Origin of the sequence: Janthinobacterium sp. BJB301 (genome assembly GCF_002735685.1) — a bacterium.
GTDB lineage: Bacteria > Pseudomonadota > Gammaproteobacteria > Burkholderiales > Burkholderiaceae_D > Janthinobacterium > Janthinobacterium lividum.
In genome coordinates this window covers 131886-144488 of sequence record NZ_PDZJ01000005.1, presented here as the reverse complement: position 1 = coordinate 144488, position 12603 = coordinate 131886, and the positions used below count along the sequence as shown (strand labels likewise).

General features: G+C 64.4%; 15 protein-coding genes. 5 read left to right on the top strand and 10 right to left on the bottom strand.

Features of this window, described 5'->3' with window-relative positions:
* Positions 1–104: 104 nt before the first annotated feature.
* Positions 105–695: a nicotinamide riboside transporter PnuC gene (gene pnuC / locus CSQ91_RS24760; protein WP_034778474.1), complete on the bottom strand. Its 591-nt coding sequence runs from the start codon at positions 693–695 to the stop codon at positions 105–107.
* Positions 696–924: 229 nt separating this feature from the next.
* On the opposite strand from pnuC, the gene CSQ91_RS24755 reads away from it, so the two are divergent.
* Positions 925–1680: a substrate-binding periplasmic protein gene (locus CSQ91_RS24755; RefSeq protein WP_244965369.1), complete on the top strand. Its 756-nt coding sequence runs from the start codon at positions 925–927 to the stop codon at positions 1678–1680.
* A 6-nt stretch (positions 1681–1686) separates the two neighbouring features.
* Here the strand turns inward: CSQ91_RS24755 and CSQ91_RS24750 are convergent, their stop codons facing one another.
* Together CSQ91_RS24750 and CSQ91_RS24745 are read right to left on the bottom strand one after the other, a co-directional pair.
* The gene (locus CSQ91_RS24750) at positions 1687–2388 is read right to left on the bottom strand and encodes an isochorismatase family protein (protein WP_213086527.1); all 702 of its coding nucleotides are present in this window, start codon (positions 2386–2388) and stop codon (positions 1687–1689) included.
* Between the two features lie 66 nt (positions 2389–2454).
* The gene (locus CSQ91_RS24745) at positions 2455–3321 is read right to left on the bottom strand and encodes a pirin family protein (protein ID WP_070257707.1); all 867 of its coding nucleotides are present in this window, start codon (positions 3319–3321) and stop codon (positions 2455–2457) included.
* Positions 3322–3440: 119 nt separating this feature from the next.
* On the opposite strand from CSQ91_RS24745, the gene CSQ91_RS24740 reads away from it, so the two are divergent.
* Both CSQ91_RS24740 and CSQ91_RS24735 read left to right on the top strand, forming a co-directional pair.
* Positions 3441–4346: a LysR family transcriptional regulator gene (locus tag CSQ91_RS24740; protein WP_034778462.1), complete on the top strand. Its 906-nt coding sequence runs from the start codon at positions 3441–3443 to the stop codon at positions 4344–4346.
* 46 nt (positions 4347–4392) lie between these two features.
* Positions 4393–5196 carry a metallophosphoesterase family protein gene (locus CSQ91_RS24735; protein ID WP_099389896.1) on the top strand — a complete coding sequence of 268 codons (804 nt, stop codon included), beginning with the start codon at positions 4393–4395 and terminating at the stop codon, positions 5194–5196.
* Here CSQ91_RS24735 and CSQ91_RS29030 read toward each other — a convergent pair.
* The 3 genes from CSQ91_RS29030 to bla form a co-directional block, all read right to left on the bottom strand.
* On the bottom strand, positions 5193–5366 hold the full coding sequence (locus CSQ91_RS29030) for a hypothetical protein (protein WP_180278508.1): 174 nt from the start codon (positions 5364–5366) through the stop codon (positions 5193–5195). The two genes, CSQ91_RS24735 and CSQ91_RS29030, sit on opposite strands and share 4 nt — an antisense overlap.
* An 11-nt stretch (positions 5367–5377) precedes the next feature.
* Positions 5378–6586, bottom strand: a complete 1209-nt coding sequence (locus tag CSQ91_RS24730; protein ID WP_099389895.1) for an RtcB family protein — start codon at positions 6584–6586, stop codon at positions 5378–5380.
* A 275-nt stretch (positions 6587–6861) separates the two neighbouring features.
* Positions 6862–7806, bottom strand: a complete 945-nt coding sequence (gene bla / locus CSQ91_RS24725; RefSeq protein ID WP_099389894.1) for a subclass B3 metallo-beta-lactamase — start codon at positions 7804–7806, stop codon at positions 6862–6864.
* Between the two features lie 85 nt (positions 7807–7891).
* Here bla and CSQ91_RS24720 point away from each other — a divergent pair, with 85 nt between their 5' ends.
* Positions 7892–8749: a metallophosphoesterase family protein gene (locus tag CSQ91_RS24720; RefSeq protein WP_257217466.1), complete on the top strand. Its 858-nt coding sequence runs from the start codon at positions 7892–7894 to the stop codon at positions 8747–8749.
* Here the strand turns inward: CSQ91_RS24720 and CSQ91_RS24715 are convergent.
* Positions 8746–9273: a dihydrofolate reductase family protein gene (locus CSQ91_RS24715; protein ID WP_099389892.1), complete on the bottom strand. Its 528-nt coding sequence runs from the start codon at positions 9271–9273 to the stop codon at positions 8746–8748. The two genes, CSQ91_RS24720 and CSQ91_RS24715, sit on opposite strands and share 4 nt — an antisense overlap.
* A gap of 41 nt (positions 9274–9314) precedes the next feature.
* On the opposite strand from CSQ91_RS24715, the gene CSQ91_RS24710 reads away from it, so the two are divergent.
* Positions 9315–9905, top strand: a complete 591-nt coding sequence (locus tag CSQ91_RS24710; protein WP_180278507.1) for a TetR/AcrR family transcriptional regulator — start codon at positions 9315–9317, stop codon at positions 9903–9905.
* 7 nt (positions 9906–9912) lie between these two features.
* On the opposite strand, the gene CSQ91_RS24705 is transcribed toward CSQ91_RS24710, so the two are convergent.
* The 3 genes from CSQ91_RS24705 to CSQ91_RS24695 form a co-directional block, all read right to left on the bottom strand.
* Positions 9913–10590 (bottom strand): type 1 glutamine amidotransferase domain-containing protein, encoded by a 678-nt coding sequence (locus CSQ91_RS24705; RefSeq protein ID WP_099389890.1) that lies wholly within the window; start codon positions 10588–10590, stop codon positions 9913–9915.
* 22 nt (positions 10591–10612) lie between these two features.
* Entirely contained in the window at positions 10613–11770 is a 1158-nt protein-coding gene (locus CSQ91_RS24700; protein WP_099389889.1) for an iron-containing alcohol dehydrogenase, read from the bottom strand.
* A gap of 89 nt (positions 11771–11859) precedes the next feature.
* Positions 11860–12459: a TetR/AcrR family transcriptional regulator gene (locus tag CSQ91_RS24695; RefSeq protein ID WP_034778440.1), complete on the bottom strand. Its 600-nt coding sequence runs from the start codon at positions 12457–12459 to the stop codon at positions 11860–11862.
* Positions 12460–12603 lie beyond the last annotated feature (144 nt).

Below are 12603 nucleotides of genomic sequence, written 5' to 3'. Positions count from 1 at the left end.
GTAAGCGGGGAAAGGCCACTATATCCCGGTGTCTTTAGCGCGTGAACGAATTAAAAATTGATTGTATATATGATTTGAATCTAAGGACTTGGTATATGGCAATATCAAGCGTCGGCAATCACCGCAGGCGCCTGCGCCGCGCGGCGTGCCTGCACGCCCCACCAGTACCAGGAAATCAGGGCATTGATCCAGTAGGCCGCATACAGCACGGCCGTCAGGTGCAGGCCGCGGCTGTAGTAGAGCGGCACGGCCACGGTATTGACCAGCAGCCAGAAAGCCCAGGTTTCGATGCGCCGGCTCATCAGCAAGAATTGCGCAATGATGCTAAATACCAACACTGCCGAATCGATGAAGGGCGCGTAGGCATTCGTAAAGCGGTGCAGCAGCATGCCGTAGATCGCCACGGAGGCGATACCGGCCGGTACCACCCAGGCCAGGCTGCGCCAGCCCGTGCGCGTGATCGGCAAGGGCTTGCCGTTGGCGCCGCGCCGCCATTGCAGCCAGCCGATGACGCAGGTGACGATGAAAAACAGCTGCAGCATCACGTCGGCGTACAGGTTGACCTGGAAAAACAGCACGGCAAACAGCACGCAGCCGACCATGCCGATCCACCAGGAATGAATATTATTGCGTCCAGCCAGGATGATGGAGGCAGTCATCAGCACATTGGCGGCGATCTCGAGCGGGGCAGTCAAGCGGTCTTCCTTTGCGGGGCAGTGGTGGCACCGCGCCACTATAGCCGATTACACTGCACGGTGTTCGCCGCGCCGGAGGCGGCACCCATGGGGGAAAGCGGCAAAAAACGCGCAAACATCGAGGAAATGCGAACCAGGCCGGCCTTCAGCGGCCGCAGCCCTTGACTTCCCTGGCCATTCTGGCAAATTGACTATCAAGTTGAAACTCCAGGGAAGCTCCCATATGCGCATGCGCCATCTCCTGTTTGCGGCAGTGCTCGGCGTATCTGCCCTGCCCGCCGTGGCTTGCCGCATGACGATGGCGCTGGAGCAGTGGCCGCCCTATGTCTACCGCGATGCCCAGGACCGCTATACGGGCCTGGATCTGGATTTGCTGAAAGCCATTTTCAAGCAAGCCCGCTGCACCCTGGTCACCTTGCCGGAACTGCCCACGGCGCGGCGCCAGTTGCTGTTCCAGAAAGGGGGACTGGACCTGATGCTGGCCGCGTCGGAGACGCCGGAACGCCAGTCCTATGCGCGCTTTTCCATCCCGTATCGCGACGAAGCCGTGGGACTCTTCAGCAAATCCGGCGCGCCCGGCAGCCAGCGCCAGATCGCCAGCTTCGCGCAGCTCGCGCGCGGCAACTCGACCTTGCTGGCGCCCAAAGTGGGCTGGTATGGCGCGCAGTACGCGGCGGCCCGGCCGGTGCTGGAAAAGGCTGGTCGCCTGAATGCGTTCGGCAGCTTCCAGCAAGGCGTGCGCATGCTCGATGCGGGCCGCGCCGACCTGCTGCTGGGCGACGTGCTGGCCGTGCGCCACGAAGCGCGCCTGCAGGGCGTCGCCTTGAACGCCCTGCCCTTCCTGGCCCTGCGCGCCCCCGTGCACCTGATGCTCAATGCGCGCACGACCAGCGCCGCCGACCTGGCGCGCCTGAACGCCGCCATCACGCACCTGGAGCAGCGCGGCGTGCTGGCGGCGATACGCAACAGCTACGAAGCACCGTAGCGGAGGTCAGCCCTTCGATGCCGCCTCGAGGATTTCCAGTCTCGTTTCGCGGCCATTCTTTTGCACGCCCTGCGCCTTGTCGTAGCTTTCGATCAGGGCGCGGTACGGCGGCACGATATGGTCGGTCATGATGGCGGCGAATTCCATCGCGTCGGCGCGGTTCCAGGTGCTCATCACTTCAGCCAGCACGGCATACGTGTCGATCGGCACGGCGCCGGCCTGCGTCACGCGCGCCATGGTGATATCGGTGGCCATCTTCGACCAGTTGCCCGAGGCGTCGATGATGGCAAACACCTTGTAGCCGGCCGCCAGCGCGCTGATGGTGGGAAAAGCCATGCACACGCTGGTGAGCGTGCCGGCGATCAGCAGGGTCTTGCGGCCCGTCTTTTCGATGGCGTCGACCCAGGCCGGATTGTCCCAGGCGTTGATCTGGCCCGTGCGCGGGATGTAGACGGCGTCCGGGTTGAAATGGTGGATTTCCGGGATCAATGGGCCGTTCGGGCCGTCCGGCACGGAAGCGGTGGTAAACGTCGGCATGTTGGCCAGGCGCGACAGCTTGGCCAGCGCCGTGACGTGGCCGCGCAGCACGTGCTGCTCGATGTCGCGCACCAGCTGGAACAAGCCGCTCTGGTGGTCGATCAGCAGCATGACGGCGTCGTCGGGATCGATCATCGGTGGCAAACCTTGGAAGTTGGCGGGGGTGCTCATGGTGGTCTCCTCAAAAAACCATGCCGCGGGATGCGGCATGGGTACTGCACAAATTAATGACGCACACTACGGCGCAATACGGGCGAAGCGGCCGCTGTTGAAATCCTCGAATGCCTGCACGATTTCCGCTTCGCTGTTCATGACGAACGGACCGTGGCCGACGATCGGTTCGTCGATCGGCTCGCCACTCAGCAGCAGAACCACGGCGTCGTTGTTCGCTTCGATGGTGATGCTGTCGCCATCGCGCTCGAACAGCGCCATCTGCGCTTCGCGCACCACGCTCTCGCCATTGACCAGCACCGTGCCGTGCAGGACGATCAGCGCCGTGCTCCAACCCCTCGTCACGGGCAGCTCCGTCAGCTTGCCCTGAGCCAGGCGCATGTCCCACACCTGCATCGGCGAAAACGTGCGGGCCGGGCCATGCTGGCCGTCGAAGTCGCCGGCGATCACGCGCAACGAACCGGCATCGTCCGGCAGCGCCACCGTGGGAATCGTATCGCTGGTGATGGCCTGGTAGCCGGGCGCCGTCATCTTGTTTTGGGCCGGCAGGTTCACCCACAGCTGCACCATTTCCAGGGTGCCGCCCGACTGCGTGAAGGCAGGCGAGTGAAACTCTTCATGCAGGATGCCGGCGCCGGCCGTCATCCATTGCACGTCGCCGGGGCCGATCACGCCGCCCTGGCCCGTCGAATCGCGGTGCGCCACTTCGCCCTTGTAGACGATGGTCACCGTTTCAAAGCCGCGGTGCGGATGCGAACCGACGCCGGGCGGACGGGTGCCGGGGGCAAATTCGGCGGGACCGGCATAGTCGAGCAGCAGGAATGGGCTCAGCTGCTTGCCATGGCCGTTATACGAAAACATCGAGCGCACGGGAAAACCGTCGCCGACCCAGTGCTGGCGGGGTGCGCTGTAGATACCTGTGACTGTGTTCATCTCGATCTCCTGTTGGGGTTTGCATTACGATGAAGACAGAATACGCTTGCAACGATGAAGCCGGTAGACGGTAAAATATGCCATCAGCGTTCCAAAAATAGAACGATCAAGGAGATGGCATGCAGGACTTGAATGACTTGTATTACTTTGTGCAGGTGGTCGACCATGGCGGCTTCGCGCCGGCCGGGCGCGCGCTGGGCATGCCGAAATCAAAACTGAGCCGGCGCATCGCCCTGCTGGAAGAGCGCCTCGGCGCGCGCCTGCTGCAGCGCACGACGCGGCATTTTTCCGTCACCGACGTGGGGCAGACGTTTTACGAGCATTGCAAGGCCATGCTGGTGGAAGCGGAGGCGGCGCAGGAAGCGATCGAACTTACGCGGGCCGCGCCACGGGGCACGGTGCGCCTGTCCTGTCCCATCGCCCTGCTGCACTCCCTGGTCGCGCCCATGCTGGCCGGCTTCATGCGCGAACATCCACAGGTCACGCTGCTGCTGGAAGCGAGCAACCGCCGCGTCGACCTGGTAGCCGAAGGCATCGACGTGGCCATCCGCGTGCGCCCGCCGCCGCTGCCCGACAGCGACCTGGTGCTGCGCGTGCTGGCCGAACGCAGCCAGTGCATGGTGGGCAGCCCGCTGCTGTTCGCCGGCGCGCCCGTGCCGAAGGCGCCGGCCGACCTGGCCGACTGGCCCAGCCTGGCCCTGGGCACGCCGCAACAGCACTACCAGTGGGATTTGTACGGCCCCGATGGCGCGCGCGCCCAGTTGCGCCACGTGCCGCGCTTCGTCACGGGCGACATGCTGACCCTGCGCGACGCGGCCGTGGCCGGCGTGGGCGTGGTGCAGCTTCCGACCATGATGATCACCGAACAGGTGGCCGATGGCAGCCTGCTGCCGCTGATGGAGCAGTGGCGGCCGCAGCGCGAAATCATCCACGCCGTTTTCCCGTCGCGACGCGGCCTGCTGCCGGCCGTGCGTACGCTGATCGACTACCTGGCGCACAGCTTCGCCGCACTGGAGGAAGAGTGAGGGTTTTCAGGTACGATGGCATACTCTCCAATTGCCTGGATACCGCATGCGTTTATTGATTTTGTCGGACCTGCACCGCGAGTTATGGCGCGACGAAGCGCCGCAGGGCGACCTCGCGCTCAGCTGCCCCGACGCCGTGATCCTGGCCGGCGACATCGACACGGGCGCCCGCGCCGTCGCCTGGGCCGCCAGCACATTCGCGGGCCTGCCCGTGCTGTACGTGCATGGCAACCACGAAGGCTATGGCCACCACCTCGACAAGGTGCGCCAGGAGCTGCGCGCGCTCTGTGCGGCCACGGACAACGTGCATTTTCTCGACGCCGATACCCACGTCATCACCGACAAGGCTGGCAACGCCGTGCGCTTCCTGGGCGCCACCCTGTGGACGGATTTCCGCCTGCTGGGTGACGATACGCGCCAGTCGGCCATGCGCGACGCGGAAGCCGTCATGAACGACTACAAGCGCATCCGCCTGGCCAGCATGGGCTTTCGCAAGCTGCGCGCGGCCGACACGGCCATGTTCCACGCGCAGCAAAAAGCCTGGCTGGCGCGCGAACTGGCGCAGCCATTCCATGGCGCTACCGTCGTCATCAGCCACATGGCGCCGTCGCTGCTTTCGGTCGATGATGCCTACGGCAACGAAGGGTGTTCGCCCGCCTATGCCTCGCGCCTGGACGAGCTGGCCGCGCAGGCGGACCTGTGGGTGCATGGCCACATCCACGCCTCGCGCGACTACCGCATCGGCCAGTGCCGCGTCGTATCCAACCCCTGCGGCTACAAGACGCGCAGCGGCACGCCGCAAAATCCCCAGTTCAACCCGAACTTCATCGTCGAACTGGGCACGCCCTAGTCCTCGGCCTTCAGGCGCCCCGCCAGCAATTGCTGCAGGCGGTGCTTGCCGGCCCGGCGTGCCGCGCGCGGCGACGCTACCGACTGGTGCGCGCCGGCGCCGCCGCGCAGCCTGGCGGCTGCCACCAGCGGATTGCGCGGCTTGGGCGAGGCTTTTACTTTGATCTTCATGGTTTCTCCTTTCAGCCCTTGATGCAGACGACCTGGCGCAAGGTATGCACCACTTCCACCAGGTCGCTCTGGTGCGCCATGACGGCGTCGATATTTTTATAGGCGGCCGGGATCTCGTCGACCACGCCGCCATCCTTGCGGCACTCGATGCCGGCCGTCTGCTCGGCGAGGTCGAAGCGGTTGAAGCGGCGCTTCGCCTCGCTGCGACTCATGCTGCGCCCCGCCCCGTGCGAGCAGGAACAGAACGATTCCGGGTTGCCCTTGCCGCGCACGATGAAGCTGCGTGCCCCCATGCTGCCAGGGATGATGCCCAGCTCGCCCTGTCGCGCTGAAATGGCGCCCTTGCGCGTCACATACAAATCCTCATTGCCATGCGTTTCGCGCGCAATGTAGTTGTGATGGCAGTTGATCGCTTCGCCATCAAGCCGGAACCGCGGTGCATGCTTCGCCAGCGCGTCGAGCACGCGGCGCATCATTTCACTGCGGTTGAGCAGCGCATAATCCTGCGCCCAGTCCACCGCCTCCACGTAGTCGTCGAAGACAGTGGAACCTTCGCTGAGGTACGCCAGGTCGGCGTCCGGCAGCTGCAGCTGGTGGCGCCGCATGTCCTTCTGCGCAGCAGCGATGAAGTAACGGCCAATCACGTTGCCGATGCCGCGCGAACCCGAATGCAGCATGATCCACACGCGCTGTTCCTCGTCAAGGCAGATTTCGATGAAGTGATTGCCGCCGCCCAGGGTGCCTGCCTGGCAGATCCACGTGCGCTCGAACTGGCGCAGCATCTTGGCGATGCCGCGGTGACGCTCGACGATGTGCGCCAGGCGGTCGCCGAGGGGCCGCACGGCGCGCGCCTGGCGCGAGCCTTGCACGCGGCTCCATTCGTGCTGCTCGAAGCCGACAGGTACTTCCGCTTCGATGGCGCTGCGCAGGCGCGCCAGGTTGTCGGGCAGGTCGCTGGCTGTCAGGGTCGTGCGCACGGCATTCATGCCGCAGCCGATGTCGACGCCGACGGCGGACGGGATGATGGCGCCGCGCGTGGGAATCACACTGCCGACGGTGGCGCCGATGCCGGCATGCACGTCAGGCATGGCCGCCACATGCGGATGGACGATGGGCAGGCTGGCAATATTGTGCAACTGGCGCAGCGCCTGCGCGTCGATATCGTCGGTAAAAATATGCACGGGCACCTGGGTGCCGTGCAATGTCTGATGGATGGGCATAACGTATTCCTTGGTCTTGTCGTTATGCCGGGGCCCCTATGAAACAAAAAACCCCGGCGAGTTTCCTCACCGGGGTTTGAAGGACACCGGCTCGGGATCGGCAATGTGCCGATGGCCCCGAGCGTCATGCACGGGGCTAGTGGTCGTACTTGCTGCCAGCCTGCTCGAACATGGGTTTCCTTTCTTTTATCTGGTTAATCTGAACTGCGGACGACGATTCTGCACCTTATGCTGCAGTGCGTCAACCGCTTTTCATGGCGAAGACGCCAACGTTGTTATTTTGTCGCAGCCGCTTTTTCTTTCGCGATGCGGGCATCGAGCTTGGCTTCATTTTTGGCCGCGTAATGGCTGCACGCCTGCGCATCGATGAAGGGATTCGGCGTGACGCCTTCCAGCAATTGCGTCAGCTTCTGGTCGCCGCCGGAGTGGTCGGGGTGGGCCGAGATCAGGATATCGCACGGCAGCCGGGCAAAGTCCTGCATGACGCGGCGGAAGGCCGGCGTCAGGTCCGCATGGCGGTCATCGCCCAGGTAGTGAAAATCGTCGGCCGCCACCGGCGTGAGGCTCGCGCCGAACACCACGCTCAGGCATTCCTTGCGCTCCGCATCCTCGCACGACACCCAGGTCCAGCTGGTGCTGCCCGGCGTATGGCCGGGCGTGTAGCGCGCCGTGATGGTCACGTCGCCCAGCTGCAGGGTTTCGCCATCGGCGATCTCGCGCACATTCTCCACGGCCGGCATGGGATCGATTTCGCCCGCTTGCGGGTCCATGGCGAGCACCGATCCCGCGCGCAGCGCCTGCGCGCCGAGCGGGCTGGCGATCACTTGCGCGCCGCTGTCGCGGGCCAGGGCGGCGATGCCGCCCGAATGGTCGAAATGCGCTTCCGTATTCAGGATGAACTTGATGTCTTCCAGGCGAAAGCCCAGCTCGAGGATATGTTCCTTGATGGCGGCTACCGATTGCGGCAACGCGCCATCGATCAGGATCAAGCCTTCGCGCGTGTCGATCAGCACCACGCTCAAGCCGCCCACGCCCACGTAATACGTGTCGCCATGGATGCGCGCCGGTTGCTGCGGACGGTTCCACTGCGCCGCATACGGCGAGGCGATCGGCTGCGTCAAGGGATCGGCGGCGGGCGTGGCGGCATGCGCGGCAAACGGCAGCGCCATGGCGGCCAGCGCGATACTGAGCAAGGTCTTGGGAAAGAAGAAAGGCGGCATGCGGCTCCAATAATGAGTGTGCGGTATTCGATGCCACAGGGTAACGTCGCTACCCTCGCGCGGTCAAGCGGACGGACGCAGCGACATGCGCTACGATAGAGGCCCATTGACTGCCGTGCGCCTCGCCGCGCCTCCTGCCATGCGTTTGCTGATCCTGTCCGACCTGCACCTGGAAGTCTGGGGCGAAGACACGCCCGCCATCGATCTTGCCGCCTGCCGACCCGACGTGGCGATCCTGGCCGGCGACATCGATACGGGCAGCAATGCCATCGCCTGGGCCGCGCGCACCTTCGGCTCCCTGCCCGTGCTGTACGTGCACGGCAATCACGAGGGCTATGGGCATCAGCTGGAACACATGCAGGACGCCGTGCGCGACGCCTGCGCCGGCGCCAATGCGCAGGGCGCCAGCATCCGCCTGCTCGACGGCGATGCCGTGGTATTGAACGGCGTGCGCTTCCTCGGCGTCACGCTGTGGACGGATTTTCTGCTGTTCGGCGCGGAGCGCCGGGACGAAGCCTTGAACGCGGCGCAAAGCTACATGCCCGACTACAAACGCATCAGCACGGGCGGCGACACGCCGCGTCTCTTGTGCGCCAGCGACACGGCGCAGCTGCACGCGCAGCACCGCGCCTGGCTGGAGCAGCAAATGGCGCAACCCTTCGAGGGCAAGACCGTCGTCATCACGCACATGGCGCCCTCGATGCTGTCGGTGGAAGAGCAGTACGCGACGAACCTGGGCTCGCCCGCCTTCGCCTCGCAGCTGGACGCGCTGGTGGCGCAGGCGGATCTGTGGGTGCATGGCCACATGCACGCTTCACTCGACTACCGCGTCCAGGACTGCCGCGTGGTCTGCAACCCCTGCGGCTACAAGCGGCCCGATGGCACGCCGGAGAATGAACGCTACGATTCCGGCTTCATCATCGACCTCTCCAGCGCGGTTTAATTTTTCCGATAGCGCAGCTGCACCACGCCGCTGGGCAACTGGCGCGTGCCGTCCAGGCGCCAGTCGCTGCGCGGCAAGCCATCCTCGAACAGGCGCACGCCCCTGCCCAGCACCACGGGCAGCACGGACAAGGTCAGGCTGTCGATGGCGCCTTCGCGCAAGCCGGCACGGATGACGGCGCCGCCGTCGAGATACACGTGGCGGCAGCCCTCCTCTGCCAACCCCTCCAGCACTGCCCGCACGCTGCCTTCGCGGCGCTGCTCGCCATGGCGCGGCGCGAAGTCGCGGTGGCTGAGTACCACCACGCGCTTGCCCGCATATGGCCACGGTTCGAAGCCCAGCACAGCGTCATACGTGGTGCGGCCGATCAGCAGGGTATCGACTTGATCCATCAATGCCGTGTAGCCGGTGGCGTCGGGCGAGTCGGGGGCCAGTTCGGCCAGCCAGGACAAGTCTCCATTTTCTCCGGCGATGCAGCCGTCGATGCTGATGCCGAGAAAAACGCTGACAGAAGTTTTTTTCATGGGTGTGCTTTCATTTAATTCTACAGTGTAGAATTATGCCCATGAAAACCCCAAAACTTCAAGTCATCGGATCTCCTCCCGTGCGCCGCGCCGGGCGTCCGCGCCGCGCCCTCCCCGCACTGGACAACGCCAGCATCCTGCAAGCGGCCCTGGCCCTGCTGGAAGAAAAGGGCGAAGCGTTTTCCATGCGCGCGCTGGCGCAAAGCCTGGGCGTCGACGCCATGGCCCTGTATCACTACTACGCGGGAAAAGAGGAATTATTGCAAGCGTTGATGGCGCAGCGTTTTGCCGCGCTCGATCCGTGCCAGCCGCCGTTTACGCGGCGCCAGGCGGCGCCACGGCGTGTGCTCGCGCTGTGCGCGCTATACCTGGAGCTGGTCAGCGCCACGCCGTATTTCGTGCGCCTGATGGCGCGCGGACTGGTGGCGCAAGCCGACGTGGCCGAGCGGTTCACGGCACTGTTCGAGCTGGCTGTGGAGAGCCTCGGCCTGGACAAGAAAACCCGTCTGCGCGGGCGCGATGCGCTTGTCGATTTCCTGCACGGCTATGCGCTGGCGGGCAGGCCCGCCAGCGATACAGCCTGGCATGCTTCGGTCGGCCTGATCCTGGCGGGCATGGCCGCCCGGAACTAGCCTGGCATCAGGCCAGCAGCTTGAGCAGCGCCTGCGCGGCCGCTTCCGACGACGCGGGATTCTGGCCCGTGACCAGCAAGCCATCGGTGACGGCATACGGCTGCCAGTCGCCCAGCTTCGAGTAGACGCCGCCGTTTTCCTTCAGCATGTCCTCGACCAGGAAAGGCACGATCGCGCTCAAGCCGACGGCGTCTTCCTCGGTATTCGTAAAGCCCGTCACCTGCTTGCCGCGCACCAGCGGCGTACCGTCGGTTGCCTTCACGTGACGCAGCACGCCGGGCGCGTGGCAGACGGCGGCGACCGGCTTGCCGGCGGCGATCATCTGTTCGATCAGCGCGATCGAGTGCGGATCTTCGGCCAGGTCCCACAGCGGGCCATGGCCGCCCGGATAGAACACGGCGTCAAAGTCAGCTGTCTTCACGTCGGCCAGCTTGCCCGTGTTGGCCAGCACGGCTTGCGCATCGGCGTCCTGCTTGAAGCGGCGCGTGGCATCCGTTTGCGAATCCGGCTCGTCGCTTTTCGGGTCCAGCGGCGGCTGGCCGCCCAGCGGCGAAACGACCGTCAGCTTCGCGCCCGCTTCCTGCAGCGCATAGTAGGGCGCGGCGAATTCTTCCAGCCAGAAACCGGTTTTCTTGCCGGTGTTACCGAGTTGGTCGTGCGAGGTGAGTACCATCAGGATGTTCATGTTGCTTCCTTTTATGTCAGGGTTACAGTGCTGCTTCGAGGATACGGCGGCTGCGCGCGAGGTCGATATCGCGGTGTTCGCCGAGGGAGGTCATGCCATGTGCTTCCAATTGTTTCAGTACCGCTTCCACCGCTTCCTGGCCCAGCTGATAGGCCGATAAACGGGTCGGGATGCCCAGCCCTTCAAAGAAGGCGCGGGTGCGGGCGATGGCCGCGGTTATGCGCTCGTCGTCGCTGCCCTCCGTGATGTTCCAGACACGCTCGCCATACTGTAGCAATTTGCCGCGTTTCTGCTCGCGCTGCACGTCCAGCAGTGCGGGCAGCACCAGGGCCAGGGTGCGCGCATGGTCGATGTCGTACAGGGCCGTCAGTTCGTGGCCGATCATGTGGGTAGCCCAGTCCTGCGGCACGCCGGCGCCGATCAGGCCATTCAGCGCCAGGGTGGCGGTCCACATCAGGTTGGCGCGGGTGGCGTAATCGTCGGGCGATGCCACGGCCTGCGGCGCGATCTCGACCAGGGTCTGCAGCAAGCCTTCGGCAAAGCGGTCCTGCACCTTCGCCTGCACCGGATAGGTCAGATACTGTTCCGTGGTGTGCACAAAGGCGTCGACCAGGCCGTTGGCCACCTGCGTGGCCGGCAAGGTGAACGTTTTGCTGGGGTCGAGTACGGAAAATTGCGGATACAGCAGCGGGTTGCGAAAACTCAGCTTGTCATGCGTGGCTTTTTTCGTCACCACGCCGCCGCTGTTCATTTCCGACCCCGTGGCCGGCAAGGTCAGTACCGTGCCAAACGGCAGGGCGCGCTGCACATTGGCGCCGCCGCGCTCGGCGATTTCCCACGGCTCGCCGTCGTACAGGGCGGCGGCGGCGACGAACTTGGTGCCATCGATCACCGAGCCGCCACCGACGGCCAGCAGGAAGTCCAGCTTTTCGTTGCGCACCTGGGCCACGGCGCGCATCAGGGTTTCATAGCTGGGATTGGGTTCGATGCCGCCAAACTCCTGCACGCTGCGCTGGCCCAGCGCGGCGCGTACCTCGGCCAGAGTGCCGGTCTTTTCCGCGCTGGCGCCGCCGTACAGGATCAGCACGCGCGCATCGTGCGGCACCAGCGTGGACAATTTGGCGACGGTATCAAGACCGAAGACGATACGGGTCGGGTTATGGAATTCAAAATTTTTCATGATGTCGCTCCTTATTATTAGACTGGTCGTCTAGAATGCAGTTCAAAAAAATGCGGACGAATCTCATCCGCGTACCTGGCGCCCGCTCATTAGTCTGGCGGCAGCTGCAACATCGCCAGGGTCGCCCGCCAGGCAGTTTGCAGGGCGCTGGCATCGCGCCGCAGCTTGGTCAGCATCGCCGCGCCCAGCCATAGCTGGTACAAGGTGGCAGCCATCTGCGCCGGATCAGCCACCGATGGCAGCGAGTCGTCCACCCTGCCCCGCGCGATGGCCAGCGCCAGCCTGGCGATGATGCGGTGAGTGCCATCGAGCAGCGCCACGCGCATCGGTTCCGACATGTCCGCCACTTCGCTGCTGAGCTTGACCACCAGGCAGCGGCAGTCGCAACCGCTGCCATCGAGGCTTTCGCTCGTCCAGCTGGCCCAATACGCCATCAGCGATTGCGCCGCGTTCTGGCCGGGCTGGCCCAGCACGAGCTCCATTTCATCCAGGTAGCCGGTGACGTAATCTTCCAGCATCGCTTCGCCAAACAATTCCTTCGACTTGAAGTAATGGTAGAACGAGCCCTTGGGCACGTCGGCGGCAGACAAGATCTCGTTCAGTCCCACGCCGGCAAAGCCCTTGCGCGTGATGATGGCCTTGCCCTGGTCGATAATGTGCTGGCGCACGTCGGTGTATTCAGCTTTCATGCGAGGCATTGTAGCACAATTAGACCAGTCGTCTAGAATAAATTAAACCCAGAAAAAAATTCTGGGGTCAGACCCTCAAGGCCGCTAACGCAGAGGCTTGCGCCAGAGGGCGCGGGGGTCTGACCCCGGCAGCCGCAGTCGGCC

Coding starts and splice junctions, on each gene's coding strand:
- CSQ91_RS24755 (WP_244965369.1), top strand. CDS start 925: ATGCGCCATCTCCTGTTTGCGGCAGTGCTCGGCGTATCTGCCCTGCCC.
- CSQ91_RS24750 (WP_213086527.1), bottom strand. CDS start 2,388: ATGAGCACCCCCGCCAACTTCCAAGGTTTGCCACCGATGATCGATCCC.
- CSQ91_RS24745 (WP_070257707.1), bottom strand. CDS start 3,321: ATGAACACAGTCACAGGTATCTACAGCGCACCCCGCCAGCACTGGGTC.
- CSQ91_RS24740 (WP_034778462.1), top strand. CDS start 3,441: ATGCAGGACTTGAATGACTTGTATTACTTTGTGCAGGTGGTCGACCAT.
- CSQ91_RS24735 (WP_099389896.1), top strand. CDS start 4,393: ATGCGTTTATTGATTTTGTCGGACCTGCACCGCGAGTTATGGCGCGAC.
- CSQ91_RS29030 (WP_180278508.1), bottom strand. CDS start 5,366: ATGAAGATCAAAGTAAAAGCCTCGCCCAAGCCGCGCAATCCGCTGGTG.
- CSQ91_RS24730 (WP_099389895.1), bottom strand. CDS start 6,586: ATGCCCATCCATCAGACATTGCACGGCACCCAGGTGCCCGTGCATATT.
- bla (WP_099389894.1), bottom strand. CDS start 7,806: ATGCCGCCTTTCTTCTTTCCCAAGACCTTGCTCAGTATCGCGCTGGCC.
- CSQ91_RS24720 (WP_257217466.1), top strand. CDS start 7,892: ATGCGCTACGATAGAGGCCCATTGACTGCCGTGCGCCTCGCCGCGCCT.
- CSQ91_RS24715 (WP_099389892.1), bottom strand. CDS start 9,273: ATGAAAAAAACTTCTGTCAGCGTTTTTCTCGGCATCAGCATCGACGGC.
- CSQ91_RS24710 (WP_180278507.1), top strand. CDS start 9,315: ATGAAAACCCCAAAACTTCAAGTCATCGGATCTCCTCCCGTGCGCCGC.
- CSQ91_RS24705 (WP_099389890.1), bottom strand. CDS start 10,590: ATGAACATCCTGATGGTACTCACCTCGCACGACCAACTCGGTAACACC.
- CSQ91_RS24700 (WP_099389889.1), bottom strand. CDS start 11,770: ATGAAAAATTTTGAATTCCATAACCCGACCCGTATCGTCTTCGGTCTT.
- CSQ91_RS24695 (WP_034778440.1), bottom strand. CDS start 12,459: ATGAAAGCTGAATACACCGACGTGCGCCAGCACATTATCGACCAGGGC.